The following is a 26646-nucleotide window of genomic DNA, read 5'->3' on the forward strand; positions in this document are numbered from 1 at the left end:
CAGTTGCACTCGCGTCACGTAAGACGGTCTATCGGACCGGACCGTCTCACGTAGGAACATCCCTCAAATTGATCACGACTCGATACGCGCCCTAGCTCCGCCCAGGAGATCCAGGACTCGCCGTGCAGCTCATCACTCCGGGGCTCGAAGTGAGCAAGGACCTCTTGTGACACGTCATGGGGGAGGCCGCGGTGATCGGCGAGGGCGCGGAATGAGGTGGTGTCGCGGACACCGAACAGGGACCCGAAAGCAACGTAGGAGCGCCCGTTGTAGAGATGCGCGAGGTCGATGGCGCCGAACCAGCTGCGGTCGTCCTCGTCCAGCCAGCGATCCCAGCGGCACTCGATGAACCCGTGTATGTCTGTCCCCATACCCGGCATTGTTCTCCGCCGACGTGAGGCGGGCGACGAAATTTTCTGGCTCCTTGCCAGCCGCGCGTGCGGCCTCTCGGGCCACGCCTTCCCCCAGGTGCGCCCCGAGAGTACCCCCCAGCGGAGAAATCGCACCTCAGACGTGCCAGGGGGAGGCCTCTGTGAATCTGTCTGGACTCAGCCAATCGGTGTCGTGCCTGCCGTGCGCTTGTGCGACGTCGATGGCGGACTGCCGCACTGTCTGGTCCCGACCAGGCGCTGCTGCGTGTGGCTTATCCGGCCCTTGAACTGTGTGAGGAGGGTGGGGAGCCAAGAGCGGTCCTTGATCACCGGCATGTAGGTTCTGGCCATGACTGGTGATTGGCAAATGGACCGGATCGGGACTGCTCTGCGGGGTGAGAACCCCACCGTCTTGCGGCGGTTGACATCGGGGTTCGCAGTGATCGGGGACGTTCAGTTCCTGCCGGGGTACTCGGTACTTCTCGTGGATGAACCGGATGTGCAGCGGCTGTCCGACCTGCCGAAGGCGAAACGGCTGTCGTTCCTGTCCGACATGGACCAGCTCGGTGAAGCGGTTGAGCGGGCCTGTCGGCGGCTGGACCCGGCTTTCCGACGGGTGAATCTGGAGATCCTGGGGAACACGGACCCGTTCCTGCATGCCCATGTGTGGCCGCGGTTCGAGTGGGAGCCGGCCGATGTGGTGGGTGCTCCCGTGTGGCTCTATCCGCGTGAACGGTGGAGCGACGAGCAGTTCAGGCTCGGTCCGCAGCATGATGTGCTGCGGGACGCGATCGGCAGCGAACTGGACCAGTTGCGCTCGATGGCCTGACGGCGGCGGGCCCGCCGACCGTCAGGTCGGTGGGCCCAGTCATCGGTGACGGTCAGCAGAATCTCATTGAAGTCGCCGTAGCGGGGCGACCTCGGAGACACGGTTGGTGATGGTGGGGCGGGCGGCTTCCGGCGTCGCGAGCAGGGCGACGATCGTGACGGGCTGATCGCGGTGCGGGCAGTTCCGAACAGCCGTCGGCGCCAGGGATTCGACGGTTCCGGGGGTGTCGGTGTACTCCAGAAAGTGCTCAAGCAGGTAAGGGCTCGCGCGCATTGGGGCCGTTTCGCCCGGCACTGCTGGTGGTGCGCTGGTTCCGTGAACGCGGCTGTGTGCACTGCCTGGCCCGCGACGCCGGGGGCTCGCAGGCCACCGGCTACCGCTACCTGCACGAGGGCATGCTCGCCTCGGAGCCGCCCGGGGCGTACAGAACCGGCCCCACCTCCCAACACCCAGGCATGAAACGGCATCTGGGTGCGCACGGACTTCAGCGCGCTGTCCGCGCCGGCCCCATCACCGACGGAGCCGATCCACCCGTCGCTCGTCATCTTCTCGACGTGCACCGAGCCGCCGCGCTCGCACACCCAACGTTCCGCCGTCCCCTCGGCATCGCCCTCATCCCAGAAGGGGACCCGCTGCGAACCGATGCGGGCGACGTACACCGCGCGCCGCCGTCGTGCCCGCGCAGCTCGACCGCACCGGGGCCGGCCGGCGGATCACCGACGCGGCCGACGCCGGCGACCCGTCGGATCTCCACCCCAGTTCGCGCGGCGCGCGCCCACCGCGCCCCGCTACCTCAGCGCGTCCAGGAGAGCACGCTCACGCTCGGTGCTCAGGCCGGCCCGGCGAGGTCGGTCGAGACCCTCTTTCCGCTCCCAACGCAGCGCGTCCGCCAGCAGTTGGGCCCTGGGCCGGTGCCGCAGCCCGGCCGCGCTCGCTGCGGCGCCGTTGCGAGCGCTGAAGCCGGCCCAGTCCGGGTCGGCCATCCACATCGCGAGCGACTCCGGGCCCATGAACTGACCCACTTCCTGCCCGAGCAGCCAGTCGGGGTCGGCCTCCACCACCGGTCCGGTGTGCCCGCCGATTTCCCGCGACAGTGCGACCCACTCCCCGAAGGGTACGATCGGGCCGACCGCGTTGTACGTTCCGGTCGTCCCCTTCTCCGCACAGTCGAGCAGCCATGCCGCCAGATCCCGCGCGTCGACCGCCTGCGTCGGGATGCCCGGGGAAGCCGGCACCAGCAGCGGCGCCAGCGGGTCGCGCGCCGCGCGGCCGACCCAGTAGCCGGTGCGGCCGCTGTGGTCACCCGGGCCGCCGATCAGTCCCGCCCGCGCAATGAGAAGGCGGTCGCCCACCGCGGCCGTCGAGGCTTCCTCACAGGCCACCTTGGCCTCCCCGTACTCCTCGCGGTCGACCTCGTCCCGCTCGGACGCCGGTAGCAGTTCCGCCGACTCGTCCGCGTCCGGCTCCGCGTGAGAGGCGTACGCGCTGACCGACGACACGTACGTCCAGTGGCCTGCCCGCTCGCCGAGCGCCGCCAGCGCCCCACGGACGAAACCAGGCTGCCACGACACCTCGACCACGGCGTCCCAGTCCCGGCCCGCCAACCCTTCGTATGCCGACGGGTCGCGCCGGTCCGCGGCGACCAGCGCCGCACCCCCTGCCACTTCGCCGCTCTCTCCGCGGGCCAGGCAGGTCACCCGGTGCCCGCGTTCCAGTGCCTGCCGCGAGACCTCGCGGCCCACCCATGCCGTTCCACCCAGTACCAAGATCTCCATCGGCCCACTCAAACAAAGACCTTGAGCCTGCGCGCCCTGCTTCGCCGAGAGCGGAGCGGCCCACCGGGAAGAGCTCCGGACTCCGCACCAGCTGGATCTGCCACTGCCGACGACTCGGCGAACTGTCGCGTGGGTGTATGACCATCGCGCCACTGTCCGAATTATTAAGTATTGCGCCTGTTACCCGATTGGCGTGGTGCTGGTGGCGGAGTGCGGTGCGGAGCGGCGGGGTGCGCCAGGGGCCGGAAAGGGCTTGCCACCGAGCCCGGCCGGGGTGGATGCCACTCCCAGTGAATGTCAGGGGCACGCCTACACGGGGTGTGTGACCGTTACAGTTGCCAGTTACTGAAATGTCCGCATTGTGTAACGGGGGTCAAAGTCTCCGCCGGCGCCGGGGCGGGTGTTCCAAGGTGTGGGTCCTCGGCTTGTTGGGCCGGGACCCGTATCGCGCAGCATGGCCCTTCTCCGGGCCTGGGCGCCTCTGACTTGAGGGGACATCAGTGTCTGCTTCTCGTACCGTCCGTCGTCTCGTCGCCACCGGTCTGGCGGCCGGATCCGCCGTCGCCGTGGCGGCGATGCCGGCGTCCGCCGACGACGGCCACCAGTGGGGCCGTCACCACCAGGAGCACTCCAGGGTGGTGCTCGGTGACATCCAGTACAACAGCCCGGGCCGTGACGACTACTCCAACCGTTCGCTGAACGCGGAGTGGGTCGAGGTCACCAACACCGGTCGCCGGGCGGTGAATCTGGACGGGTGGACGCTGTCGGACAGGGACGGCAACCGATACCGCTTCGATGACCTGCGCCTGGCCGGCCAGGCCACGGTCCGGGTCCACACCGGCTACGGCCGTGACACCCGCACCGATGTCTACCAGGACCGCAGCAACTACGTCTGGGGCAACCACTCCGACCGCGCCACCCTGCGCAACGACGACGGTCGGGTCGTCGACACCGAGTCCTGGGGCCGTGACCGCGACCGCGACCACCGCTACGGCGACCACCGCGACCGCGACCACCGCTACGGCGACCGTTGGAACCGCCGCTGACCTGACCCCGGCCCGCCACTGATCGCGGGCGCTCCTCGGGAACCAGTGGCGTGCTGCCATCCCCCGCCCCGGGGTGGCGGCACGCCACTCGCGCGCTCACCGGTGTTCTTGCGGGCAGGGGTTCGTCGGGGCAGCACGGACCGGACACGCACCGCGACCCTGGTCCGCGCATCCTGTGGGTTGGTCCATAACTGCGCACGCTACGTTCAACGACGCACGCACGCGACAGGCACGGGGTGCCCGGCCGACACTGTCGCCTGATCAAAGCGAAGGCTCTCCGCCTTCGCGACGAGGGCCGGCTGCGACGGTCACAGTCGACAGCGAGTGTCGACGGCTCCGGACAGCGGTTGCCGACCCTGGGCTTCCGGGACGCCCGCAGACTCCCCCTACAAAGCCGCCGCCCCTGATCCACCAGGAATGACGGGACACCCCTCAGGACCGCCGCCCCCGGACGGGCTCCAGCCGTAGCTGCTGCGGAGCCGATTTCAGATGGGCCGAGAGGTCCGGAAGGGGTGTTGCCTCCCCCGCCGTGAACCAGAGCATGACGTCCTCACCGGTACGGACCGGCAGTGCGGGGAAATTGTTCTCCGCGTGCTCGGTGCGGTGGACCGCCTGCGGAGGAGCTCCGGCGGCGGTCAGCCGGGGTCGCAGGTGCTGCTCGAAGTGGTCGGCGAAGGCCATGTCCAAGGGGTGGCAGATGGTCGCGACGACCGGCGTCGCGGCGTCCGGAGCCGCAAAGCCCGGTCCGCGCAGCAGGAGAACGTCGTCCGAGTTCAGCATGGTCGCATTGGCCGCCTCACGGTGGGTCTGCCAGACGGGACCGTAGTAGAAGGCGTGCAGCGCTCGCGCCCGCGCAGCCATGTCCGGGAAGCTGCGCAGCCAGACGAAGCGGTTCGGGTCGTCCAGGTCCCGGAACCGGCCGCCGACGGTGATACCGACCGCCTCCTGACCTCTGACGAACTGCTGCTCGAAGAGGTCGACCAGCGTGTCCCGGGCGCCCGGGTGCAGGGTGTACTGCCGGAGTTCGACTATGGCGTTCATGGCCGAGAAGTTAGCGGCACTCCACTGACATCTCCTGTCAGTGGAAATCGGCATGAGCAAGCGACCCACGCATGACCGCAGGGGCCCACCCGGCCCGGAGCCGGACAGCCCTTGGCCGACATGGGCCGGAGCTCGCCATCCAGCGGGGCCCGGACGAGCGGCGTGAGGCTGTGCAGGACGGCGGTGCCGATCCGGGGCGTGGGCACCGGCCCAGCGTTGCGCAGCACGGTGGCGTGCCGGCCGAGGCCGGGGAGACGCCGACGCGTTCGGCGAGCGCGGTGGCCGTCGCCGGATCGCGCACACCTCGGAGGACCGCGGCGCAGGTCCGGCCGAGCAGCGGGACGTCGTACGAGGAGCACGACGGCAGGTGCAGGATCGGCGGGTGTGACGGTCGGGGTGAGGCCTTTCGCCCAGACGTGAAAGGCCATGCGGTCGCGGGGTGCCCTGGGCAGGCTCTCGAGCGTCCCCGAGCGGCGGGGGCCACCCATGTGTACCCGGAGGTCGCAACGATGCCCGGCACCAACCGTCTTCTGTGTCTCGGCGCCTCGGTCCTGCTGGCCGGCCTGGCAGCCCAACCCATCCCGGCTGTCGCGCACGATCTGCCGCGCACCTATGTCATCACGCGGTCCCCAGGGGTCTTGCCCGAGGGGATCGCGATCGACGGCGACGGCACGATGTACGTGTCCTCCGACGGCACCGGCGCACTGTACCGGGGGAACGTCCGCGCCCCCCGCCTGCACCCCTTCCGTGCGGACGGCGTCGAGGACCGAACGAGCACCCTGGGGGTGCACACCGACGCCCAGGGTCGGGTCTTCTCGGTCGGAGGCGCCGAGCTGACCGTCCACGACCGCCGCGGGCGCCTGCTGGCCACGCTCACCGCACAGAGCGGACCGCTCGGTGCGCCCGACCTCAACGACCTTGTGATCACCGAGGACGCCGTCTACGTCACGGACTGGGCCAATCCCGTCGTGCACCGCGCCGAGATCCACGACGGTGAACTCGGGCCCCTGGAGCCCTGGTTCGACATCCGCTCCGCCTTCCCCCGGTTCCCGGCACAGTTCTGGCTGCTGAACGGCATCGTGGCGGACCGGTCGGGGCGAACCCTGCTGGTGGCCTCCAACGGAACAGAGGCTGTGTGGCGGGTCGACGTCGCCACCCGGGAGGTAGGCCAACTGGATCTGGGCGGGGCGTCCTTCGGTGCCGACGGCATGCTGCTGCGCGGACGAACGTTGTACGCGGTGCTCAACTACGGTGCCCCGAGCGGGGTCTACGTCGCCTCGCTCGACGAGGAGCTGCGCACCGGATCGGTGACCCACCGGATCACGGGCGAACCGTTCGACCTGCCCACCACGCTGGCCCGTCACGGCTGCCGGCTCTACGTGGTGAACAGCCAGAACGACGACCCCCCGGGGGAGCCCCCGTACACCGTGAGCGCGATCGACGACCCGGTCTGCGACCGTCCCTGACTTGGTCTCTCACCTGCGCGCTGCGGTCGTGGGGTCGCTGACTTCCTCCGTCGCGGTTTCGGTCCCGCGTACGCCCCGGCCCTGCCGAGCAGTTCGTCGTGCGATCCCACCTCCGCGATCCGTCTCGCAGTCGGCCCTGGCACGGCTGCTCGCTCAGGGCGAGCACATCGTGCCCATCCCCGGCACCCGCAGCGCGGATCGAGGAGAACGCCGGCGCCGCGGACGTCACGCTCACCGAGGCCGACCTCGACTTCGCAAGGGAGATCCTGCCCCATGAACGGCTTCGACGCCGCTACGCCGAGGAGGGTATGCCCACCTGGATCTGAACGCCCGGACGCAGGACCGCCACCAGCCCCGGGTCACGGAAGCGCGGGTGTGGGCGATTCCGTCAGGGCGAGTGGATGTCCGCGTGCAACGACAACGAGGCGGTCAGCCGATACACACAGCGATCAGGCAGATCTGCGTCGGGGATGTCGGATCACCCGGCGACGTGATCGGCCGAAGGTTCACAGCCGATGGTCCTGCGTCGGGGCGTTCGGCGGCAGCGGGCGCGGTCGTCTCCGGGGCCTGGGCCTGAGCCTGGGCCGGGGTGTCGGCGCTGCCGACGTGCGTCGCGTCTGCCGACTCGGGTGTGGTGTGCGGCGTTGCCCTCGGGATCGCGGGAGACGGGGCCGTGGCGGCGGCCTTCGACTGCCGGCTCGTCGTCCCCGTGCGAGGCGCGGCAACGGTGGCGCTCCGCTGTCGGCTCGTTGTCGTGGGTGGGTGAGGGTCGGGATGCCGCGAAACCTGGGCGTCCGGTTGCTCCGATACCGAGTCGGTGGTCGCTGTCCGGGGCGTGGCCGCGGTCACCGGCTCCGGCGGTGAGGCTGCGTGCGTGTGGCTGCCGGCAGGCCGGGTGGACGGCAGCGCGGCAACGGTCAGGCCGCCACCGACAAGGGCAACGGCCGTTGCGGCCGCGGCCCGACGCTTGTTCTTCTTCCAACGTGCCCGCTGCCGACGCCGAGCCGCCCGGCCCTGTCCGGTGGAGGCGGTGCCTTCGTGGCCGCTGATCGAACCAGCGCCCGAAGCATCCACCGCGTCTCCGAATGCGCCGCTGCCGATCGGTTCGGCGTCGGAGTGCTGAGTGCCGAGGTAGGACCCCGGAGGGGGCATCTCCTCCGCGCTCCATGCCTGCCCGGCCGTCGCAGCAGCGGCGGCCGCGCCGGGGAGGCGCTGGGCGGGCGGGGCAATGTCGGGAGCGTATGCGCCGCACCCCGGACACACGAGTGCCCCATTGAGAAACCGGCGGCACGCGGAGCAGTAGTCCATCTGCGATCTTTCTGTGCTGGCTGCGCCGCCAGGGATGTCGGCGACCTGTCTCGGGCTTTCGCACGCGGGATCGAGCGGGCAGCAACGCTACTGGCACCCGCCGAAGATGATGCGCAGCCCTTGTGACGCTGCTGCAAAGATCTACCGGCGGTGGCGCGGCCCTTGCATGGAGCGGGTGAAAGGGACCGAGCTCTGGCCCCGGGATCGGGAATGACGGATCCGGCCCGGCCGAGCGGGTCACGTGTGTCGGCGGGCCCGGTCGGCCCTGAGGTCAGCGCATCGTGCGTGGTCCGGGGATGCAGGGGCGGGGTACCTCACGCCCTGGGGTACCACGGGTCGGCATGGGCGGTCCGTCGCTCTGGTCGTGCGGGGCGACGACCCTGCCGATGTGGCCCGTCCATGCCCGAACCGCGGGAGAATCGCGCTCCTTGTCGTCTGCAGAGTTGCGCCCACCCTTCCCCCGGCCGCGCGTACAGCGGGATCACTGCCCTGGACCCCATGCGAACGGCATGCGCGCAGGAGAGGGTGGAGGCATGGCCATATCACTGAATCCCCCAGGGGAGACACCACCTGCCGAGGGCTCCATCAGCGAAGCCCACCAGGAACGCCCGGACGGAGGCATCTGGGAACACCCCGCCCTATGGGCAGGACTCATTCTGCTGGGATCGGTCATCTTTGCCGCGTTCTTCATCGCGCGGATCTTCGGATACGGATGACCAGCCGGCCTCGGCGCCGGCCGGTGACCGGACCAGGCCTTGGCCGGCGTCGATCGCGGTGAGCATCGGGCAGCGAGTCGGCGTCCCAGCGACGGTTGTCCGGTCCCCCACCGGACGGCGTCCCCGCCGGCGGCGAAGGCCGGAGCAGCGTGTCCGTCGGACACCGGACCCACCGGCTCGACGGACGCGACACAAGACAAAGGCAAGGAGGTTGCCCACTCCTTGCCACTCTCAACCTATAGCGCATGGGGGGCCTTGCGGCAAGACCCCGGTCGTGCTGCAGAATCTCCGACCGAAGCCATTACCTGAGGAAAACAGGGCTTCGCGAAGTACATGCGCTTTGTCGGCATGTGGGTCTCGCCGGACGCGGACTGTCGGTGGGACTCGAGGTGCGGTTGCGGGCACTCGGCACGGAGGTGCGGGTGTGCGCGCCGCCGGGCTACGCGGAGCAATCGGCCGAATGCACATGTGTTGACTGGGGGGTTTCATGATCGACGTGATCATTTCTGGCGGCGGTCCGACCGGCTTGATGCTGGCCGGCGAGCTGCGGCTGCACGGCGTGCGCGTGCTCGTGCTGGACAAGGAGGCGGAGCCGACCGTGCAGTCCCGTGCGCAGGGCCTGCACGCGCGCAGTGTCGAGGTGATGGACCAGCGCGGTCTGCTGGAGCGGTTCCTCTCGCTCGGCAAGAAGGTCACAGCCGGCGGCTTCTTCGCCGGCCTCGGCCAGGCGTGGCCCGAGCGGCTGGACACGGCACACTCGTACGTCCTCGCCATCCCGCAGCAGGTCACCGAACGCCTGCTGACCGAGCACGCCACCGAACTCGGCACCGAGATCCGGCGCAGCTGCGAACTGGTCGGGCTGAGCCAGGACGAGCACGGGGTGACCGTCGAGCTGGCCGACGGCACGCAGCTTCGCTCGCGCTACCTCGTCGGCTGCGACGGCGGCCGCAGCACGGTGCGCAAGCTCCTCGGCATCGGGTTTCCCGGTGAGCCCTCCACGGTCGAGACGCTGCTGGGCGAGATGCAGCTGACCGCTTCGCCGGAGGAGCTGGCCGCCGTGGTGGCCGAAGTCCGCAAGACCCAGACGCGGTTCGGCGTCATGCCCCAGGGCGACGGTACGTACCGCGTCATCGTGCCCGCCGAGGGGGTGGCCGAGGACCGTACGACCGCGCCGACCCTCGATGAGTTCAAGCAGCAGCTGCGGGTGTACGCCGGCACCGACTTCGGCGTGCACGCACCGCGCTGGCTCTCCCGCTTCGGAAACGCCACCCGGCAGGCCGAGCGCTACCGGGTCGACCGGGTGCTGCTGGCCGGCGACGCGGCGCACATCCACCCGCCGACCGGCGGGCAGGGCCTCAACCTCGGTGTCCAGGACGCGTTCAACCTCGGCTGGAAACTGGCTGCCGCGGTGGGCGGCTGGGCGCCCGAGGGTCTCCTTGACAGCTACCACGCCGAACGGCACCCGGTGGCCGCCGACGTGCTGGACAACACCCGCGCGCAAATGCAGTTGATGTCCACCGAGCCGGGTCCCCGGGCAGTGCGCCGGCTGATGTCGGAGCTGATGGACTTCGAGGAGGTGAACCGGTACCTGATCGAGAAGATCACTGCGATCGGGGTCCGCTACGACTTCGGTGAGGGCCACGAACTCCTCGGCAAGCGGCTGCGGGACGTGGAGCTGAAGCGGGGGCGCCTCTACAAGCTGATGCACAGCGGCCGCGGACTGCTGCTCGACCAGACGGGCCGGCTCTCGGTGGCGGGCTGGGCGGATCGGGTCGACCACGTCGTCGACGTCAGCGAGGAACTGGACGTGCCCGCGGCGCTGCTGCGGCCGGACGGTCATGTGGCGTGGGTCGGTGAAGACCAGGAGGAGTTGCTCGGCCGGCTGCCCAAGTGGTTCGGCACTGCCGCCGCCGGCTGAGCGCGCAGGCGTGGCTCGAAAAGGCGGGACGTGTCTCCGGCCGGGTCAGGCGCGGTCCGTGACACCCGGTCCCGATGCCTGGGGTGGTGGCGGCCGCATGGGCGCGGGGCAGTCCCCGCGGAGCTCACCGAACGGGCCCTCTTGGTTGGCACCACCGATGTCGAGTACGGCGAGATGCGAACGGCCCGGCGTCAGCTGTCGAAGCCGAGGCCGAAGCGGTCGAGCGTCCTGAGCCAGAGGTTGCGCCGGCCCTCGTTGCGGTCGGCGCGCGCCATCGACCACTTGGTGATGCCGATTCCCGCTGCTCGGACCGGCTCCGGCGGGAACGGAAGCGGCTTGCGGCGGACGAGCTGGAGCTCGGTCCGCGCGGTGCGTTCGCCCGCCAGAAGGTCGAGCATGACCTCGGCACCGAACCGGGTGGCGCCGACGCCGAGGCCCGTGAACCCGGCCGCGTAGGCGACCTTCCCGTGGTGACTCGTGTCGAAGAACACGCAGAAACGGGTGGATGTGTCGATGGCACCGCCCCAGGCATGGGTGAAACGGACCCCGTCCAACTGCGGAAAGGTCGTGAAGAAGTGCCGGGCGAGGGTGGCGAAGGTCTCGGGCCGCTGGTCGTGCTCGGCGCGAACCCGGCCGCCGTAGCGGTAGACGGCGTCGTAGCCGCCCCACAGGATGCGGTTGTCCGCGGAGAGCCTGACGTAGTGGAACTGGTTGGCGCTGTCCGCGAAGCCCTGCCGATTGCGCCAGCCGACGGAGGCGAGCTGCTGTTCGGTCAGTGGCTCGGTCATGAGGGCGTAGTCGTACACGGGGACGGTGTACGGGCGGTGGCGTCGGAGCAAGGAGGGGTAGGCGTTGGTGGCCAGGGCGACGCGCCGGGCGCCGATCCGGCCGTAGGGAGTACGAACCGTGATCCCGACGCCGCGCTCGTCGAGCGAGGTGGCGGGTGTGTGCTCGTGGATACGGACGCCGAGGTCGAGGCAGGCGCGCTTGAGCCCCCAGGCGAGCCGGGCCGGGTTGACCATGGCCACGTCGTCCTTGTTCCACAGGCCGCCGAGGAATGTCGGCGAGTCGATCTCGGCCCGGACGGCCTCGGCGTCGAGCAGCACCGGCTTGCCGCCGTAGCGGGTGAGGGCCTCGGCCTCTTCCTTCAGGCCGTCGACCTGATACGGCTCGGTGGCCACGATCAAGGAGCCCGTGCGCTCCCAGGAGCAGTCGATGCCGTGGCGTTCCACGGCTTCCTCGATGGCCTGGAGGTTCTCGCGACCGAGCCGTTCCAGGAGGCCGATCTCCTCGGGCCAGCGCTGGAGTCCGTTGTGCAGTCCGTGGGTGAGGCTGGATTCGCAGAATCCGCCGTTGCGGCCGGATGCGGCGCCGCCGGCCTCGTCCGCCTCGATGAGCACCACATCGGTGGACGGATCGCGCTCCTTGGCGACGAGGGCGGTCCACAGCCCGGTGTACCCGCCGCCGACCACCAGCAGGTCGCAGGTCGTGTCGCCGACGAGGGCGGGTCCGGACTGCGGCCGACCGGGGTCGTCGAGCCAGAACGGGGTCGGTGCGGCGTCCCGGAGCGAGGCGAGGTGGTTCATGGGCGGACTCCTTCGGATCGCGGAGGTACAGGCCTCCGAAGTGCCGCTATGAGACCGCCCGCGAGACATCAAGGTCAATGGTGTTGACATAAGCGTCTCCCGCCGTCGCCCCACCGGGCCAGGAAAGCACGGCCCTCTCGGCGATCGCGTCGACGTCGAAGGCGGTACGCAGCAGCCGCCCGGCCTCGAAGGATGCGGCTGCCTCACCGTGGGAGGCCCCGATACGGTCCCCGAGCCCCAACTCCGCGTCCAGAGGGGCGACATCGACCCGTCCGGGGGCCACCCATAAGCCGCTCTGCAGGTGACCGGATCCGGCCCCGACGAGCCGTGGGGGAACGTCGTGGCCACGCCTCCCGGAGCTCGGCCACGCCGGCCCGCGGGCCGTCAAGCCCGGGCGTGACGGTCCCCGGAGCCGTCCGCCGGAACGCCTGCGGCGGGCAGCCGGGCCGCCATCGCATCGAGCATCAGTTCCAGAGCGAAGGGATAGCCACTGCCGCGCATGTCGTCGGCGAGCAGGGGCAGGGTCGCTGCGATGTTCGGGTGCGTGGCGGCCGGCAGTTTGCCGTACACCGCGTGCCAGACCTCCGCGTCCGCTTCGTGGGCGGCCCGCGGAAGGGCGAGAGCAGCGGCGTCCTGGGCCGCGAAGGCGAGGGCCTGGTCGACGAAGGCGTGGTACATCCGCACCGCGAGAGGGTCCGGAAAGTTCACCGAGCGCAGGACACCGAGGATCGTCTCAACGGCCCGGGTCTCGTGGGCGCGCCCGGTCGTGCGGTGCGCCGCCAGAAGGGCGGCCTGCGGGTTGGACCGGTAGGAGGCATGAATCCGCAGACCGATCGCACGGAGGTCGGCACGCCAGTCGCCGGTGGGCTCCCAGCCCTCCTGTGCGCGGCCGATGAGCTCGTCGGCGAGAGAGAGCAGCAGTGCGTCGGTGTTGCGGAAATACCGATAGATGGCGCTGGGATCGGCGCCCAGTGCGGCACCGAGCCGCCGTACCGAAAGTGCCTCCGCACCGTGCTGCGAGACCAGACGCAGCGCGGTCTCGACGATCATCCGTTCGGAGAGGACGGCACCCTGCTTGGTCGGCCTGCGCCTGCGCCGCCCGCTCTCGGGAACCACACGTTCGACCATGCGGCGACCTTACGACAACACCATTGACGTGTAAATGACCGAGCGGCTTGCATGGCGCCCACCTGATGTTTCCTCACGTTCTGGAGCACCGTATGACCACGGCCGATCTGGTCTTCACCCGCGGCGCCGTCTTCACCGCCGATCCGGCCCGCACCCGGGCCACTTCACTCGCCGTCGTCGGCGACCGGATCGCCGCTGTCGGGCACGACGACGTGCGCGAGCTCATCGGCCCCGGCACCGAAGTCGTCGACCTGCGGGGGAAGCTGCTGCTCCCAGGCTTCCAGGACGCCCACATCCACGCGGTGTTCGGCGGGACGGAGCTGGCCGAGTGCGACCTGACCGGCACCGTCGGCGTCGAGGAGTACCTGGACCGGATACGGGCCTACGCGAACGCCCACCCCGACCATCTGTGGATCACCGGCGGCGGGTGGTCGATGGAAAGCTTCGACGGTGGTCTGCCGACCCGGCAGTTGCTCGACTCCGTGGTCCCGGACCGCCCGGTCCTGCTGTCGAACCGTGACCACCACGGCGCGTGGGCCAACACCCGGGCACTCGAGCTGGCCGGAATCACCGCCGCCACCCCCGACCCGGCCGACGGCCGCATCGAGCGCGAACCGGACGGCACGCCCAGCGGGATGCTCCAGGAGGGCGCCACGGCGCTGGTCTCCCGCCTGGTGCCGGCGAGCACCCCCGCGGACCGGCTCGCCGGTCTGCTGCGGGCCCAGAAGCTGCTGCACTCCCTCGGCGTCACCGGCTGGCAGGACGCCCTGCTCGGAGTGTTCAGCGGCAGGCCCGATCCGTCGGACGCCTATCTGACCGCCGCCCGCGACGGCTCGCTCACCGCCCGGGTCACCGGCGCGCTGTGGTGGGACCGCGAGCGCGGTGCCGAGCAGATCGACGAGCTGGTCGCACTGCGCGAGAAGTTGAGCCACGGACGGTTCCGGGCCCGATCCGTGAAGATCATGCAGGACGGCATCGCCGAGAACTTCACCGCCGCGATGACCTCCCCGTATCTCGACGGCTGCGGATGCGCCACCGCCAACAGCGGCCTCAGTTTCGTCGACCCGCAGGAACTGCGCAGCCACGTCACCCGGCTCGACGCCCTTGACTTCCAGGTCCATTTCCATGCGCTCGGCGACCGGGCCGTCAGCGAGGCCCTCGACGCGATCGAGGCCGCCGTCGAGGCCAACGGGCACCGCGGCAACCGCCACCATCTCGCCCATCTCCAGGTCGTGCACCCCGACGACCTCGCCCGCTTCGCCCGGCTCGGTGCCATCGCGAACATCCAGCCGCTGTGGGCCGCCCACGAGCCCCAGATGGACGAACTGACCATCCCCTTCCTCGGCCCCGAGCGCGCGGCCTGGCAGTACCCGTTCGGCGACCTGCTGCGCGCGGGCGCCACCCTGGCCGCCGGGAGCGACTGGCCCGTCAGCAGCCCCGACCCGATCGAAGGCCTCCATGTGGCGGTGAACCGCATGGAGCCCGGCGCCACCGACGGCCGGGTCTTCCTCCCCGAGCAGCGCCTGGACCTGGCGACGGCCGTCGCCGCCTACACAGCGGGTACCGCCCATGTGAACGGCCTGGACGACACCGGCAGTCTGCGTCCCGGCAATCTCGCGGACCTGGTGGTCCTGGACCGCGACATCTTCACGGCGCCGCCGGAGGAGATCGCCGAGGCACGCGTCCTGCGGACCTATGTCGGCGGCACGCTCGTGCACGCCTCCTGAGCCTGCCGCCCGGACCGGCTCGGCCTGGTGCCGTGACCGGCAATGCTTGCCCCATGAGGAGCGTCGTCCGGTGCGTGCGTGCCGGGCGGTGCGACGGGGCAAAGCCTGCCGGTCGCAGCTCTAGCTCGTACGCAGCGAGGACGCCCGCACCTGGAGCCGGGTCGGCACCAGCACTCCGGCCGGCCCGGCCTGCCCCTCTTCCAGCGCTGCGACAAGGAGCTCGATCCCGGCCTCCGCAACCTCCCGGGGCCCCAGGCTCAGCGTCGTCACCGGCGGCTGGGTGTGGACGGCCGTCGTGTCCTCGCTGACGCACACCAGGAGCAGATCGTCGGGTACGTCGTATCCGTGGCGGCGTGCCGCTTCCAGGACGAGCGGTGGACTGACCTCGGCCACGACGAGCAGGGCGTCCGGCCGGTCGGCCCCGGTCAGGGCGTCCTCCACGGCTTGTACGACCGGTCCGTTGCCTGCTGCGGCGGCGAGCACGACCTGCTCCGGCAGCTCCTGCGCGGCGGACCACTCGCGGTAGGCGTCGAGGACCGCCACGTGGAACCGCGTCGTACTGTCGGGCAGCACGAGCGCGGGCCGCCGGGCACCTTGCGCCTTGAGGTGGTCCAGTGTCTCGCGCACGGCCGCGGCGGCGTCGACGTCCACCCAGTGCGCTCCCGGCCGTCCCTCGACGGAGCGGTCGGTGAACACCGGGATCCGGGCGGCGAGCAGGTCCTCCACGATCCGGTCGTCGGCGACAGGGTCGGCGACGATCACCGCGTCGAGCGGCAGGTCGGCCCACTCGCCGTGCAGCTCTCCCGCGGGCAGCAGCACCAGGGCGTAACCGCGCTTGAGTGCGGCCGCCGCGGTGGCGCTCGTCAGCTGGGCGAAGTACGGCGACTCCAGGAACGCCCAGGGGGCGCCGGAGAATTCGCCCACCACGTATCCGATCAGCCGGGCCCGTCCCGCTCGCAGTTGCCGCGCGGTGGCGTTGGGTCGGTAGCCCATCCTCCGCGCGGTCTCCCTGGCCTTCTCCCGTACGGCTGGGGAAAGCCGCCCGGTGCCGTTGAGGGCCGCCGAGACGGTGGTCTTGGACAGTCCCGCCTCGCGGGCCACGTCGACGAGCCGTACGCGCGGAGGTGTGGGTGGTGAAGAAGGCCCACCACGCCCTGAAGCAGCTTTTGTCATGGGCTGATGCTGCCACCCCCGCGACCTCAGCAAAACCGTTCCCGCAAAGCCTTGTGCGGGAACGTTCCCGCAACAATACTCACTCCATTCCCCAGCGCCCGTCACTACACCCGTAAAGGGGTGGGTCTCCATGCGCATGCCCAGAGTCATCGCGCTGCTCGTCTGTTCCGTCGCCGTCGCGACCACCGCCACCGCCTGCTCCGGCGCCACGGGCTCCGGGTCCGCCGGCAACGGCGCCGGCCCCGCCTACCGGATCACCCCGACCTCACCGCCGGCGAAGGGCCCACTGGACTCGTTCACCTGGTCCCTCTACGCCGAGCCCTACACGCTCGACTACGCCCTCGCGTACGACTACCCGCCCAACACCGTGCTCGCCAACGTGTGCGAGCAGCTCCTGCGGGTCACGCCCGACATGAAGATCCAGCCCGGCCTCGCGGTCAAGTACGCCCAGCCGGATCCAAAAACCCTGGTGTACACCCTGCGTCCGGGAGTGAAGTTCCACGACGGGACGACGATGACCGCCGACGACGTGGTCGCCTCCCTCAAGCGCCAGATGGCCCCGGCCACCGGCTCGCCCTGGGCGTCCTCGTTCAAGAACGTCGAGGTCATCGAGAAGACCGGCCCGCTGGAGGTGACCATCCGGCTCTCCAAGCCCGATGTCCTCCTCAACGAACTGATGGCCGCCTCCCCCGGCACCGTCGAGAGCGCCGCCTTCCTGGCCAAGGCCGGCAAGGGTTACGGCGGCCCCGGGGGCAAGGTCAACTGCACCGGCCCGTACGCCCTCACCGACTGGGCCCAGGGCGACACCATCACCCTCAAGAAACACGCCGCGTACTGGGACCGGTCGCTGGCCCCGAAGGCCGACAAGGTGACGTTCACCTTCATCGAGGACCCGGCCGCCCGCTCCAACGCCTTCCTCTCGGGTACCGCCGACGGCGGGTACATGGTGCCCTCCGCCTCATTCGCGCAACTGCGCTCCAGCCGCAAGGGAACCGTGCTGTTCGGCCCCAACACCGCCGCGGCCAACCTCGCCGTCCTCGACTTCAAGGGCACCCTCGGGGACCTCAAGGTCCGCAAGGCGCTGTCCATGGCGCTCGACCGCAAGAACATCATCAAGGCGGCCGCCGGCGGCATCGGCGTCCCCTCCAAGGCCCCCGCCGCGCGCGGCGCCTGGGCGCTGGCTCCGGAGAAGACCGACGGCTACTTCGACGCCCTGCCCGAGCCGACGTACGACCTGAAGGCCGCGAAGAAGCTCGTTGTCGAGGCCGGCGCCACGGGCCGGAAGGTCACCGTGGCCACCAGTTCGCTCGCGCCCGAGGTCAGTATCGCCGCCAACGCCGTCCAGGCGGCCGGCCGGCAGATCGGCCTCGACGTCCGACTGAAAGCGGTCGCCCCGGAGGCGTACAGCAGCATCTTCGTCGACCCCGACGCCCGCAAGGGCCTCGACCTCGTCATCACCAACGGGTACGACAACACGCCCGACCCGCTGGAGTTCTACCAGTACCTGCGTACCGGCGACTTCGGGAACTACGGCAAGTGGTCGAACGCCGAGTACGACGCCGCGTTCGACCGGGCGAACGCGGAGGCCGATCCTGCCGCCCGCGCCGACCTGACCGCCGAGCTCCAGAGGATCGCGGTGCGCGAACTCCCGATCATCCCGCTGTACGAGTCGCCGTACACGGTCTTCCTCGGCAGCCGCGTGACCGGCGCCCCCACCGGCATCGCGCAGCTGTACTACCCGTGGGCCGCGACGATCGGGGCCGCGAAGCCATGACCCGCTATCTCGTCGGACGGCTCCTCGGCCTCGCGACGGTGCTGTTCGTGACCTCGCTGGTGGTCTTCGGCACGGTCCACCTGGCCCCCGGCGATCCGGTGTCCTTCCTGCTGCACGGCCGCCCGGCGACGCCGGAGGCCACGGCGGCGCTGCGAGCCCAGTACCACCTGGACGACCCGCTGCCCCTGCAGTACACGAAGTGGCTCGGAGGCGTGCTGCACGGCGACTTCGGCCGGTCCGCCCAGTTCCACCAGGACGTCGGTAGCCTCATCGGTTCCCGCCTTCCGGGCACCGCCCTCCTGGTGGGATACGCGGCGCTGCTGGTCGCCGTCCTCGGTGTGGGGGCCGGTCTCCTTGCCGCGCTTCGCCCCGGCCCGGTGGACCGCGCGGTGCTGCTCGGCACGGGGGTGGCCACGGCGACACCCTCCTTCGTGAGCGCCATGGCGCTCGTCTCGCTGTTCTCCGTCCAACTGGGCTGGTTCCCGGGACCGGGCGGCACCCCGGAGGGTTTCCCGGATCGGCTCTACCACCTCACGCTGCCCGCCTTCGCTCTGGCGCTGACCTTCGCGGGGCTGCTCGCCCGGGTGACCCGCTCGGCAATGCTCGACGAACTCGGACGCGACCACGTCGAGGTGGCGCGCGCCCGCGGTGTCGCGCGTCGGGCCGTGATCCGCCGACACGTGCTGCGCAACGCGCTGGGCCCCGTCGTCACTGTCGGCGGCACGATGCTCGCCGGTCTGCTCATCAGCACCTCGATCGTCGAAACCGCCTTCGACGTGTCCGGCATCGGCTCCCTGCTCGTGCAGTCGGTGACGGCCAAGGACTTCGCCGTCGTGCAGGCGATCACCCTGCTCAGCGTGGCGGCCTTCGTCGTGGTGAACCTCGCTGTCGACCTGCTCGCCCCGGTCATCGACCCGCGGCTGTCCCTCCGGGGGGAAGGCTCCTCATGACCACCACAGCAACTCCCGCGGCCGGAACACCCACACTGCGCCGCCGCCCCGGCCTGCGCGGCCTCCGGGTCCTCGGCCAGGGCCCCATGTTCACCGCAGCCGTCGTGGTCCTGGCCGCGCTCGTCCTGGTCGCCGTCCTGGCACCCGTCCTCGCACCGCACGACCCCGAGTCGCTCGACCTGTCGGCGAGTCTGGTCGGGACCACCGGAGACCACTTCCTGGGCACCGACCAATCGGGGCGCGACGTCCTGTCCCGGCTGATCCATGGCGCGCGGACCGGTCTGTTCGGACCGCTGCTCGTCGTCGGTGTCTCCACGCTCCTCGGCACCCTGCTCGGCGTGATCGCCGCCTGGCGGGGCGGCTGGGCGGACACGGTCCTCTCCCGGTCGATGGACATGGTCTTCGCGATCCCCGGACTGCTGCTCGCGATTCTCCTCGTGGCCGTGGTCGGCTCCGGCATGACCGCACCGGTCATCGCCATGGCCGTGGCCTACACCCCGTACGTGGGACGGCTGGTGCGAAGCATCGCGCGCCAGGAGAAGGCCCGTCCGTACATCGAGTCCTACCGGGTGCAGGGCTGGTCCGGCTGGACGATCTGCCTGCGGCACCTGCTGCCCAACATCGCGCCCACGGTCCTCGCCCAGTCCGCGATGAACTTCGGGTACGCGCTGATGGACCTGGCGGCGCTCTCCTACCTCGGCTTCGGTGTGCAGCCGCCCACCGCCGACTGGGGCGCCATGATCAACGAGGGCCAGTCGGCCCTCCAGCAGGGGGCGATGCTGCCCGCCCTCGCGCCGTCCGCGTGCATCGTGCTCGCCGTGGTGGCGTTCGGCATCGTCGGCGAGGGACTCGCCGACCGGATCGCGAAGCGGGAACGGTGAGTGCCATGACCCAGGACAGCCCTCAGGTGCGAAGCACCGGGGACGGCTCCCCCGTACTCGACATCGACGGGCTCGGCGTACGGCTGCCGGACGGGCAGGCAGCCCGGCCGATCCTGGACGGCGTCAGTCTCCGGGTCCTTCCGGGGGAGACGGTCGGCCTGGTCGGCGAGTCCGGCTCCGGCAAGTCTGTTGCCTGCCGCAGCGTGCTGGGGCTGCTGCCCGCCGGGGCGCGGACGAGTGGGACGGTACGGGTCGCCGGCCGGGATGTGCTGACCATGAACCGTACGGAGCTTGCCGCACTGCGGGCCCGGCAGGTGGCCATGGTCTTCCAGGACCCGCGCGCCGCCGTCAATCCGCTGCGCCGGGTCGGTGACTTCGTCACCGAGGGGCTGCGCGCGTCCGGTCTCCCCGCCGCCGCGGCCACCACCCGGGCCGAGGCTCTCCTCGACGCCGTGGGCATCCGCGATCCGCGGGGCGCGCTTCGCCGCTTTCCGCACCAGTTCTCCGGCGGGATGCTCCAACGGGTGGTCATCGCCGCGGCCCTCGCGAGCGAGCCCGCCCTGCTGGTCGCCGACGAACCGACCACGGCCCTGGACGTCACGACGCAGGCGGAGATCATCGCGATCCTCACGCGCCTGCGGGCCGAACAGGGCACCGGACTCCTCTTCGTCACCCACGATCTCGAACTGGCCTCGGCCATCTGCGACCGCGTGTACGTCATGTACGCGGGCCGGATCGTCGAGACCCGGGGCACCGACGAGCTGTTCGACCGGCCTCGCCATCCGTACACGTCGGGGCTGCTCGCCTGCACCCCCCGCATCGAACCGGGCGCACCGACCCCCCGGCCCATCCCCGGTCGTCCCGTCTCCCTCGCCGAGGCGCCGCCGGGGTGCGCCTTCGCGGCGCGCTGCGCGCACGCGCAGCCGCGCTGCTCCGAAGAGACCCCCGTACTGGCGCGGTACGGCGACGGTCTCACCGCGTGCCACCGCGCCGACGAAGGGATCACACTGTGACCGGAACGACGAAGGGGCTCGTGGTCGACGGGCTGCGCAAACGGTACGGGGACCACACCGCGGTCGACGACGTGTCGTTCACCCTGGCACCGGGGTCCTCCCTGGCCGTCGTCGGCGAGTCCGGCAGCGGCAAGACGACGACCGTACGCATGCTGGTCGGCCTGGAGCGGCCGGACGGCGGCACCGTCCGCCTCGATGGCCGGGACCGGTCGGCCCGCCCGCGGAACCGAGCCGAACGACTGTCGCGCGCCCGGGAGATCCAGATGGTCTTCCAGGATCCGTACCTCTCCCTCGACCCGCGGGTGACGGTGGCCGGCTGTGTCGATGAGGTCCTGCGTCTCCACACCCGACTGAACGCGGACGCCCGGCGCTCCCGGGTCGCCGAACTGCTGAGCCAGGTAGGCCTCGGCGAACGGGAGGCCGAGGCCTTGCCCCGACGGCTCTCCGGCGGGCAGCGTCAACGCGTCGCCATCGCCCGGGCCCTGGCGGTCGAACCCCGCGTCCTCATCCTCGACGAGGCGGTCGCAGCGCTCGACGTGTCCATCCAGGCCCAGATCCTCGATCTGCTCGCCGCGATCCGGCGCGAATCGGGGATCGGCTACCTCTTCGTCACCCACGACCTCGCCGTGGTCCGGCACATCGCCGAGGACGTCATCGTGCTCAAGTCGGGGCGGCTCGTGGAGGCCGGCCCGACGGACCGGGTGCTGGACGCCCCGGAACATCCCTACACGCGCCTGCTCCTCGACTCCGTGCCCCGACGCGGCTGGAACCCGGCCCTCGCGGCACCGGGCCGCCGTGCCCTCGGCTGACGGACACCGCAGGGAACGCCGCCGCGGGGAGGCGGCGTTCCCTGCGTTGCGCCGGACCGCGTGCCTCGCGCCGACCACCGGTCGTGGGCAACCGGACTTCACGCCGCCTCGGTCAGACACGGCCTCCGCCATGCGTATCTGCACGTCGGCACGACAGGCTCGAAACCTGCGCCCCGTGACCCCCAGGAGTGCGGGTCACCTGAACTGTCCGCATACACCGGACCGGTCTCCGCAACGTCCGTGCACCGGCATGCTCGAAGTTCGGTGGCGCGCACGGCGTGCGGTCCCCAACCGGGCTCCAGGGCAGAGCTGCTGTGCAGCCGTCAGAGAAACAGGGGCTTGCCGATGCCGGCCCTGAGCGCTGCGCTGGTGCGTCCTTTCCGCCTCGTCCATGAGCCGTTACACAGTCAGGTCGCGCGGGAGGCTGGGACGGTGAACCGGCTGCTCGGCCGCCGGACGTTCAAGCAGGTCGACCACGTGCTACAAGCCTTACGTTCCTCGGCAGTTCGGATCACCGCCATGAACTGGACCGACCACACCGGTCGGTCCCCGGCCGCTCCCGAGAATGGTCGAGGGGCCGTATCGGATTCCTCTGATACGGCCCCTCCGCTCGAAGGCAGCACGGCGCCGTTCTGACTGCCGTCCCGCGCCCCGGCACGACAAACTATGTCTGCGACTACCGTTTCAGCCGGCCGCGGATTGCCATGACGGCGAATCCGAGGAGGACCGGCTCGGTCAGACGAGACGCCATCTCGGTGTAAGTGCCGGCGGTGGTCAGGTTCCGATCGGAGGAACGGAAGATCACCGAGTTGATGACCACCCGCAGAGACTTCCCTACCCTCCTCATGACCGCTCCGGGACAGCTCGCCCCGGTCCGGACCACGGTGGCTCCCCGTATGCCCGACATCGTGCGAGCGGTGGACGTACCGAAGGCGGGTCAGTGGCTCGTTGAGGAGAATCCCGTTTTCATCACTGCCGAACTGCTGCGCCTCCTCGACTGACGACATGGAGTGGGACCGACTACAGGGCTTCCCGACCGCGCCGCCCGGCGACCATGGACACACGGGCGCTCCGAAAACCGCGGGCAAGCAGGGCGCAGGACCGGCTCTCTGCTACCGACGGCCTGAAAGTCTTGGCCTTCTCACGGAGCTCCTCGACCGTGTGGTTCGACACCAGCGACACGATTTCCGGGTCAAGAGGTCTGACGGGCTGAAGTATCGGGGATTCCTGCGGGAGCGCCCGCACATCGGCTGCCAGGTGGCGTGCCTTGCGGACGGCGCCTCCTGCCCGGAACGGGCGGAAAGCGCAACAGCGCGGCCGTCCCGTCCGGGGCGGCCGCGCTGTCCGTCAGCCTCCTACCGCTCGGTCCAGGGATCGAAGTAGGCGACGGTCGCGGTGTCGATCTCGACTCCGGTGTCGAAGCTTCCGGCCGTCGAGCTCTGGCCGGTCACGAACATCCGCACACCGTCCTTGGTCGCGTCCATGGCGATCGCGTGGCCGCTGTCCAGGGAGCCGACGAGGCCGTCGTACCGGCCGAGCCAGACCTGGTCGCCGCTGGCGGTGTCGTACGCGATCGTCACGTAGTCGCTCCCGGCGTCGCTGTCGCTGCTCGTGCCGGTGATGACGACCTTGCTGCCGTCCGGCGTGACGGCGATACCCCACGACGTGTCGTCGTAGTGGGCCTTGCCGTCGTAGCGCTGGACCCACAGCCGCTTCCCGGTCGCCTCGTCGTAGGCCACGGTCGTCATGTCGAACCGGGTGCCCTCGCCCTCGGTGTTGCCCGTGACGTAGACCTTGCCGCCGGCCACCGTGACGGCGTACGGGTTGTCCGACGCGTGACCCGGCCCGTCGTAGCGGTCGGTCCACAGCCGCTTGCCGGTGGCGATGTCGTAGGCCTCCGTGGCCAGGTCGGTCGAGGTCGTGGCCGAACTGCTGGCGCCCGTCACGATGACCGACTTGCCGTCCTCGGAGACCGCCATCGCCGACGGGATGTCGAACCCGTTCGCCGGGCCGTCGTGGCGAGCCGTCCACTTCTGCGCGCCGGTGGCGGCGTTGTAGGCGACCGTGCCCCAGTCGGAGTAGCCGGTCTCGGTGGTACCCGGGCTCTGGCCGCTGACGATCAGCGTCGCGCCGTCAGGCGTGATCGCGATCATCCGGGAGTCGTCGGTCTTGTGGCCCGGGCCGTCGTACGTCGTCGCCCAGGTCTGCGCGCCGGTCGCCGTGTCGTACGCCGCCGTGAAGTAGTCGTCGATGCCGCCCTCTTTGAGCGTCGTCATGCCGGTCATGTAGACGTGCTTGCCGTCGGGGCTGACCACGTTCGCCCAGGCCGAGGCCGTGAGCTCGCCGGGACCGGTGTAGCGCGCGTCCCACTTCTGCGCCCCCGTCGCGGTGTCGTAGGCGATCGTCACGGCGTCCGTGCCGGTGTCGACGCCCGTGGTCGCACCGGTGACATAGAGCGTGCGGCCGTCCGGGCTGATGTTGGTGTCGAGGGGCTCGGCGTAGTTGTCCGTCGGGCCCGCGTAGCGCGACGTCCACAGCTGGGCGCCGGTCTTCGGGTCGTAGGCGATGGTGACGATGCTCAGGTTCTGCTGACCCGGCGCCGACCCGTAGTTGATCGCGGTGACGTAGACCCGCTTGCCGCTCGGGTCGAGGACGACCTGCTCGCCGGAGTCCTGCACGCCCGGGACGCCGGTGACGGTGGTCCAGGCCTCCGCCACGGGGCGCGCCACCATCGGGATCCGCACGCGGTGCGTGTCGTCGGCCCAGGTCAGGGAGCCCGACACATAGGTGTTGACGGCCGCGGTGGTCCGGGTGAACTTCACGCTGAAGGACCGCGTCTCTCCGGGACGCAGCGTGAGCCGGTTCGGCGTCACCTTCACGGTCACGCCGTCGAGGCCGCTGACCGAGGGGCTGTAGGACGCCGTGTCCGATCCGACGTTGGTGACCTCACGGGTTACCTTCTGGGTCCCCGGCGCGAGCCGTCCGATGGCGATCGACGGGGTGTTGAGGTCGCTGGGGTCGAAGGACTCGCCCTTCTTGGCCTCGGCGTCACAGACGTCCTGCCGGACGCCCTTCGTCGTGCCGCACAGGAACGCGAGCCAGTCGTCGGTACCGCTGTCGTAGACGAGACCGGGGTCCACGGCGCTGTTCGGCTGGACGTGTCCGGCACCCTGCGCGAAGGCGACCGCCGGCTTGCTGGCCGGGCCGTCGAGGAGGTCGGTGCCGGTCGTCATCAGGGCCGACTTGATCGCCATCGGCGACCACTCGGGGTGGCGCTGCTTGAGCAGGGCCGCGAGGCCGGCGACGTGCGGGGCCGCCATCGAGGTGCCGCTCATCAGGTTGAAGTCCAGCCCACCCTGACCCGGAGGGGCGACCGCCGCGAGGATGTCCTGGCCGGGCGCCGCGAGGTCGGGCTTGAGCAGGTCGCCGTCGGCAGCCGTCGTCGGCCCGCGGGAGGAGAAGGAGGCGATGTTGGGCGCAGGGGCGTCGGAGGCGATCTTGGCCGCGGAGATCGTGGCGGTGGCGTCGACGGTGTCGGCGTACGCCTTGACCGCGGCGCGGTTGGCGAACGGCAGGTGCACCGACGGCACGGCGTGGATGTCGGAGTCGATGTCGTTGGCGTCGGCGCTGGTGTTGACCATGATCATGCCGATGCCGCCGGCCTCCTTCACCGCGAGGCTCTTGTTGACGCGCGGGTTGTTGCCACGCTCGCAGACGACGATCTTGCCGGTCACCTTGGCGGGGTCGAGCACGGGCTTGCCGTTGTTGTCGGCGGCCGCGTAGCACAGCTTGGAGAGCGTCTCGCTCGACGTCGAGAGACCGGCCGTCGCCTTGCCGGCGTAGACGAGCGGGGCCGAGCCGGCCGAGGTGGCCGCGAGCGAGGCTCCGGTGTAAGTCTTCCCGTTGCCCAGGGTGACCGTGCCGGTCGTCGTCCGGTTGTGCGTGTCGGCGGCGACCGTCGTCACCCAGGGGGACGGGTGCGCGACGGTGGTGGCGGCGGGGCCGCTGTTGCCGGCGGAGGCGGAGACGAAGATGCCGGCCTCGGCCGCCGCGAGGAAGGACACCTCGGACGGGTCGAGCAGGTCGGTGGTCGTGCCCGACACGGAGAAGTTGATGACGTCGACGCCGTCGGCGACCGCCTGGTCGATGGCGGCCACGACGTCGGAGTTGGCCCCCGACGCAGTGGAGCCGTCCTTGGCCGACCACAGCGCCTTGTAGGAGGCGATGCGAGCGCGCGGCGCCATGCCCGTGATCGCGCCGAATATGGACGTCGGCCCGGTGGCGGCGACCCCGTGGTCACCGCCGGAGGTCGAGGAGGTGTGAGTGCCGTGCCCGTTGTAGTCGCGCGCGGAGAGGAATTCCCACGGCATCTGGCTCTTGATGCCGACGTCGCCGCCCCACGCCTCGTCGAAGTGGCGTGCGGCGACGATCTTGCCGTTGCAGTCGCCCTCGCCCCATGAGCCGTCGGTGGCGAGGTCGCAGGTCCCGTGGAAGTCGGTGAGCGGCGCGTATGCCTTCCCGCTGACGTCAGGGTTGGCGAAGCTCTGGCTGTCCGGCCAGACGCCGGAGTCGATCACGCCGATGACGCGGCCCTCGCCGGCGCCCTCGGGACCGGCGAGCTGGTCCCAGAGGCCGCCCGGCTTGTCGAGGCCGAGGAAGGCGGGCGTCGACGACGTCTGCGTCGTCACCTTCTGATCCTCGGTCACGGCGACGACTTCCGGCATCGCGCGCAACTGCGCCGCCTGACGAGTCGTCAGCTCGGCCGCGAAGCCGTCGAAGGAGTAGACGTAGCTGTAGAGCTTCTTCACCCCCGCCGCCCGTACGGCGCGCTGCTGCTTGTCGCGGAGGTGGTCGACATACCGCTTGACGTTGGCCGACCGAGGGTTGATCTTCTTGCCGCGGGCCGGCTTGGTCGCCGCCAGCCCGGGCTCGTCGCCGCCGTAGGCGACGACGGGAGCGAGTGCCATCTGGACGATGTAGGTCTGCTCCTTGTCAGGGCTTGCCGGGTCCGGGGCCGCCGACACGGGCGCGGCCGTGGCGGCTGTCAGCACGATCGCTGTCAGCGCCACGGTGCCCGGCCACCACCGCCGGGAATGGCGGGAGTTGGTCCGTCTCATTCGTTCACCTTCCACATG

The 26646-nt window shown here is 70.6% G+C and carries 21 protein-coding genes and 1 pseudogene; 13 read left to right on the forward strand and 9 right to left on the reverse strand.

Going from position 1 to position 26646, the window contains the following annotated elements:
- Positions 1–720 precede the first annotated feature (720 nt).
- A complete protein-coding gene (locus ACFU6I_RS08635) occupies positions 721–1200 on the forward strand; it encodes an HIT family protein (RefSeq protein WP_384363091.1) in 480 nt (159 codons plus the stop codon).
- 63 nt (positions 1201–1263) lie between these two features.
- On the opposite strand, the gene ACFU6I_RS08640 is transcribed toward ACFU6I_RS08635, so the two are convergent.
- Together ACFU6I_RS08640 and ACFU6I_RS08645 are read right to left on the reverse strand one after the other, a co-directional pair.
- Positions 1264–1473: a hypothetical protein gene (locus ACFU6I_RS08640; RefSeq protein ID WP_384363093.1), complete on the reverse strand. Its 210-nt coding sequence runs from the start codon at positions 1471–1473 to the stop codon at positions 1264–1266.
- A 515-nt stretch (positions 1474–1988) separates the two neighbouring features.
- Positions 1989–2975 carry an NAD-dependent epimerase/dehydratase family protein gene (locus tag ACFU6I_RS08645; RefSeq protein WP_384363095.1) on the reverse strand — a complete coding sequence of 329 codons (987 nt, stop codon included), beginning with the start codon at positions 2973–2975 and terminating at the stop codon, positions 1989–1991.
- Positions 2976–3475: 500 nt separating this feature from the next.
- Here ACFU6I_RS08645 and ACFU6I_RS08650 point away from each other — a divergent pair, with 500 nt between their 5' ends.
- Positions 3476–4021 carry a lamin tail domain-containing protein gene (locus ACFU6I_RS08650; RefSeq protein ID WP_384363097.1) on the forward strand — a complete coding sequence of 182 codons (546 nt, stop codon included), beginning with the start codon at positions 3476–3478 and terminating at the stop codon, positions 4019–4021.
- Positions 4022–4453: 432 nt separating this feature from the next.
- Here ACFU6I_RS08650 and ACFU6I_RS08655 read toward each other — a convergent pair whose 3' ends face one another.
- On the reverse strand, positions 4454–5062 hold the full coding sequence (locus ACFU6I_RS08655) for an NIPSNAP family protein (protein WP_384363099.1): 609 nt from the start codon (positions 5060–5062) through the stop codon (positions 4454–4456).
- A gap of 509 nt (positions 5063–5571) precedes the next feature.
- Between ACFU6I_RS08655 and ACFU6I_RS08660 the strand changes: the two genes are divergently transcribed.
- From ACFU6I_RS08660 to rox, 4 genes and pseudogenes are all read left to right on the forward strand, one after another.
- Entirely contained in the window at positions 5572–6528 is a 957-nt protein-coding gene (locus ACFU6I_RS08660; protein ID WP_384363101.1) for a hypothetical protein, read from the forward strand.
- Between the two features lie 118 nt (positions 6529–6646).
- Positions 6647–6854: pseudogene (locus ACFU6I_RS08665) on the forward strand (aldo/keto reductase); the annotation flags it as partial.
- 1515 nt (positions 6855–8369) lie between these two features.
- A complete protein-coding gene (locus ACFU6I_RS08670; RefSeq protein WP_345515775.1) occupies positions 8370–8552 on the forward strand; it encodes a DUF6480 family protein in 183 nt (60 codons plus the stop codon).
- 487 nt (positions 8553–9039) lie between these two features.
- A complete protein-coding gene (rox, locus tag ACFU6I_RS08675) occupies positions 9040–10470 on the forward strand; it encodes a rifampin monooxygenase (protein ID WP_384363103.1) in 1431 nt (476 codons plus the stop codon).
- Positions 10471–10661: 191 nt separating this feature from the next.
- On the opposite strand, the gene ACFU6I_RS08680 is transcribed toward rox, so the two are convergent.
- The 3 genes from ACFU6I_RS08680 to ACFU6I_RS08690 all read right to left on the reverse strand — a co-directional run bounded on the left by ACFU6I_RS08680 (position 10662) and on the right by ACFU6I_RS08690 (position 13184).
- Positions 10662–12056, reverse strand: coding sequence for an NAD(P)/FAD-dependent oxidoreductase (locus ACFU6I_RS08680; protein WP_384363105.1), 1395 nt, complete (start codon positions 12054–12056; stop codon positions 10662–10664).
- A gap of 46 nt (positions 12057–12102) precedes the next feature.
- On the reverse strand, positions 12103–12339 hold the full coding sequence (locus tag ACFU6I_RS08685; protein WP_384363107.1) for a hypothetical protein: 237 nt from the start codon (positions 12337–12339) through the stop codon (positions 12103–12105).
- Positions 12340–12440: 101 nt separating this feature from the next.
- On the reverse strand, positions 12441–13184 hold the full coding sequence (locus ACFU6I_RS08690) for a TetR/AcrR family transcriptional regulator (RefSeq protein ID WP_384363109.1): 744 nt from the start codon (positions 13182–13184) through the stop codon (positions 12441–12443).
- Between the two features lie 92 nt (positions 13185–13276).
- On the opposite strand from ACFU6I_RS08690, the gene ACFU6I_RS08695 reads away from it, so the two are divergent.
- Complete coding sequence (locus ACFU6I_RS08695; protein WP_384363111.1) at positions 13277–14911, forward strand: amidohydrolase; 1635 nt, start codon at positions 13277–13279, stop codon at positions 14909–14911.
- A gap of 120 nt (positions 14912–15031) precedes the next feature.
- Here ACFU6I_RS08695 and ACFU6I_RS08700 read toward each other — a convergent pair whose 3' ends face one another.
- Complete coding sequence (locus tag ACFU6I_RS08700) at positions 15032–16084, reverse strand: LacI family DNA-binding transcriptional regulator (RefSeq protein ID WP_384363113.1); 1053 nt, start codon at positions 16082–16084, stop codon at positions 15032–15034.
- Positions 16085–16214: 130 nt separating this feature from the next.
- Here ACFU6I_RS08700 and ACFU6I_RS08705 point away from each other — a divergent pair, with 130 nt between their 5' ends.
- The 5 genes from ACFU6I_RS08705 to ACFU6I_RS08725 are packed head-to-tail and all read left to right on the forward strand — an operon-like array spanning position 16215 to position 21511.
- Positions 16215–17858: an ABC transporter substrate-binding protein gene (locus tag ACFU6I_RS08705; RefSeq protein WP_384363115.1), complete on the forward strand. Its 1644-nt coding sequence runs from the start codon at positions 16215–16217 to the stop codon at positions 17856–17858.
- Complete coding sequence (locus ACFU6I_RS08710) at positions 17855–18808, forward strand: ABC transporter permease (RefSeq protein WP_345515823.1); 954 nt, start codon at positions 17855–17857, stop codon at positions 18806–18808. The genes ACFU6I_RS08705 and ACFU6I_RS08710 overlap by 4 nt, the downstream gene beginning before the upstream one ends.
- Positions 18805–19689 carry an ABC transporter permease gene (locus ACFU6I_RS08715; protein ID WP_384363117.1) on the forward strand — a complete coding sequence of 295 codons (885 nt, stop codon included), beginning with the start codon at positions 18805–18807 and terminating at the stop codon, positions 19687–19689. The genes ACFU6I_RS08710 and ACFU6I_RS08715 overlap by 4 nt, the downstream gene beginning before the upstream one ends.
- 5 nt (positions 19690–19694) lie before the next feature.
- Positions 19695–20702 carry an ABC transporter ATP-binding protein gene (locus ACFU6I_RS08720; RefSeq protein ID WP_384363119.1) on the forward strand — a complete coding sequence of 336 codons (1008 nt, stop codon included), beginning with the start codon at positions 19695–19697 and terminating at the stop codon, positions 20700–20702.
- Complete coding sequence (locus ACFU6I_RS08725; protein ID WP_384363121.1) at positions 20699–21511, forward strand: ABC transporter ATP-binding protein; 813 nt, start codon at positions 20699–20701, stop codon at positions 21509–21511. The genes ACFU6I_RS08720 and ACFU6I_RS08725 overlap by 4 nt, the downstream gene beginning before the upstream one ends.
- A gap of 676 nt (positions 21512–22187) precedes the next feature.
- Here ACFU6I_RS08725 and ACFU6I_RS08730 read toward each other — a convergent pair.
- Positions 22188–22331, reverse strand: coding sequence for a hypothetical protein (locus ACFU6I_RS08730; RefSeq protein ID WP_384363273.1), 144 nt, complete (start codon positions 22329–22331; stop codon positions 22188–22190).
- 25 nt (positions 22332–22356) lie between these two features.
- Between ACFU6I_RS08730 and ACFU6I_RS08735 the strand changes: the two genes are divergently transcribed.
- The gene (locus tag ACFU6I_RS08735; protein ID WP_384363123.1) at positions 22357–22512 is read left to right on the forward strand and encodes a hypothetical protein; all 156 of its coding nucleotides are present in this window, start codon (positions 22357–22359) and stop codon (positions 22510–22512) included.
- A gap of 354 nt (positions 22513–22866) precedes the next feature.
- Here ACFU6I_RS08735 and ACFU6I_RS08740 read toward each other — a convergent pair whose 3' ends face one another.
- Positions 22867–26628, reverse strand: a complete 3762-nt coding sequence (locus ACFU6I_RS08740; RefSeq protein WP_384363125.1) for a S8 family serine peptidase — start codon at positions 26626–26628, stop codon at positions 22867–22869.
- Between the last annotated feature and the right edge of the window lie 18 nt (positions 26629–26646).

It is taken from the genome of Streptomyces sp. NPDC057486 (assembly GCF_042802415.1).
Taxonomy (GTDB): Bacteria; Actinomycetota; Actinomycetes; order Streptomycetales; family Streptomycetaceae; genus Streptomyces; species Streptomyces yanii.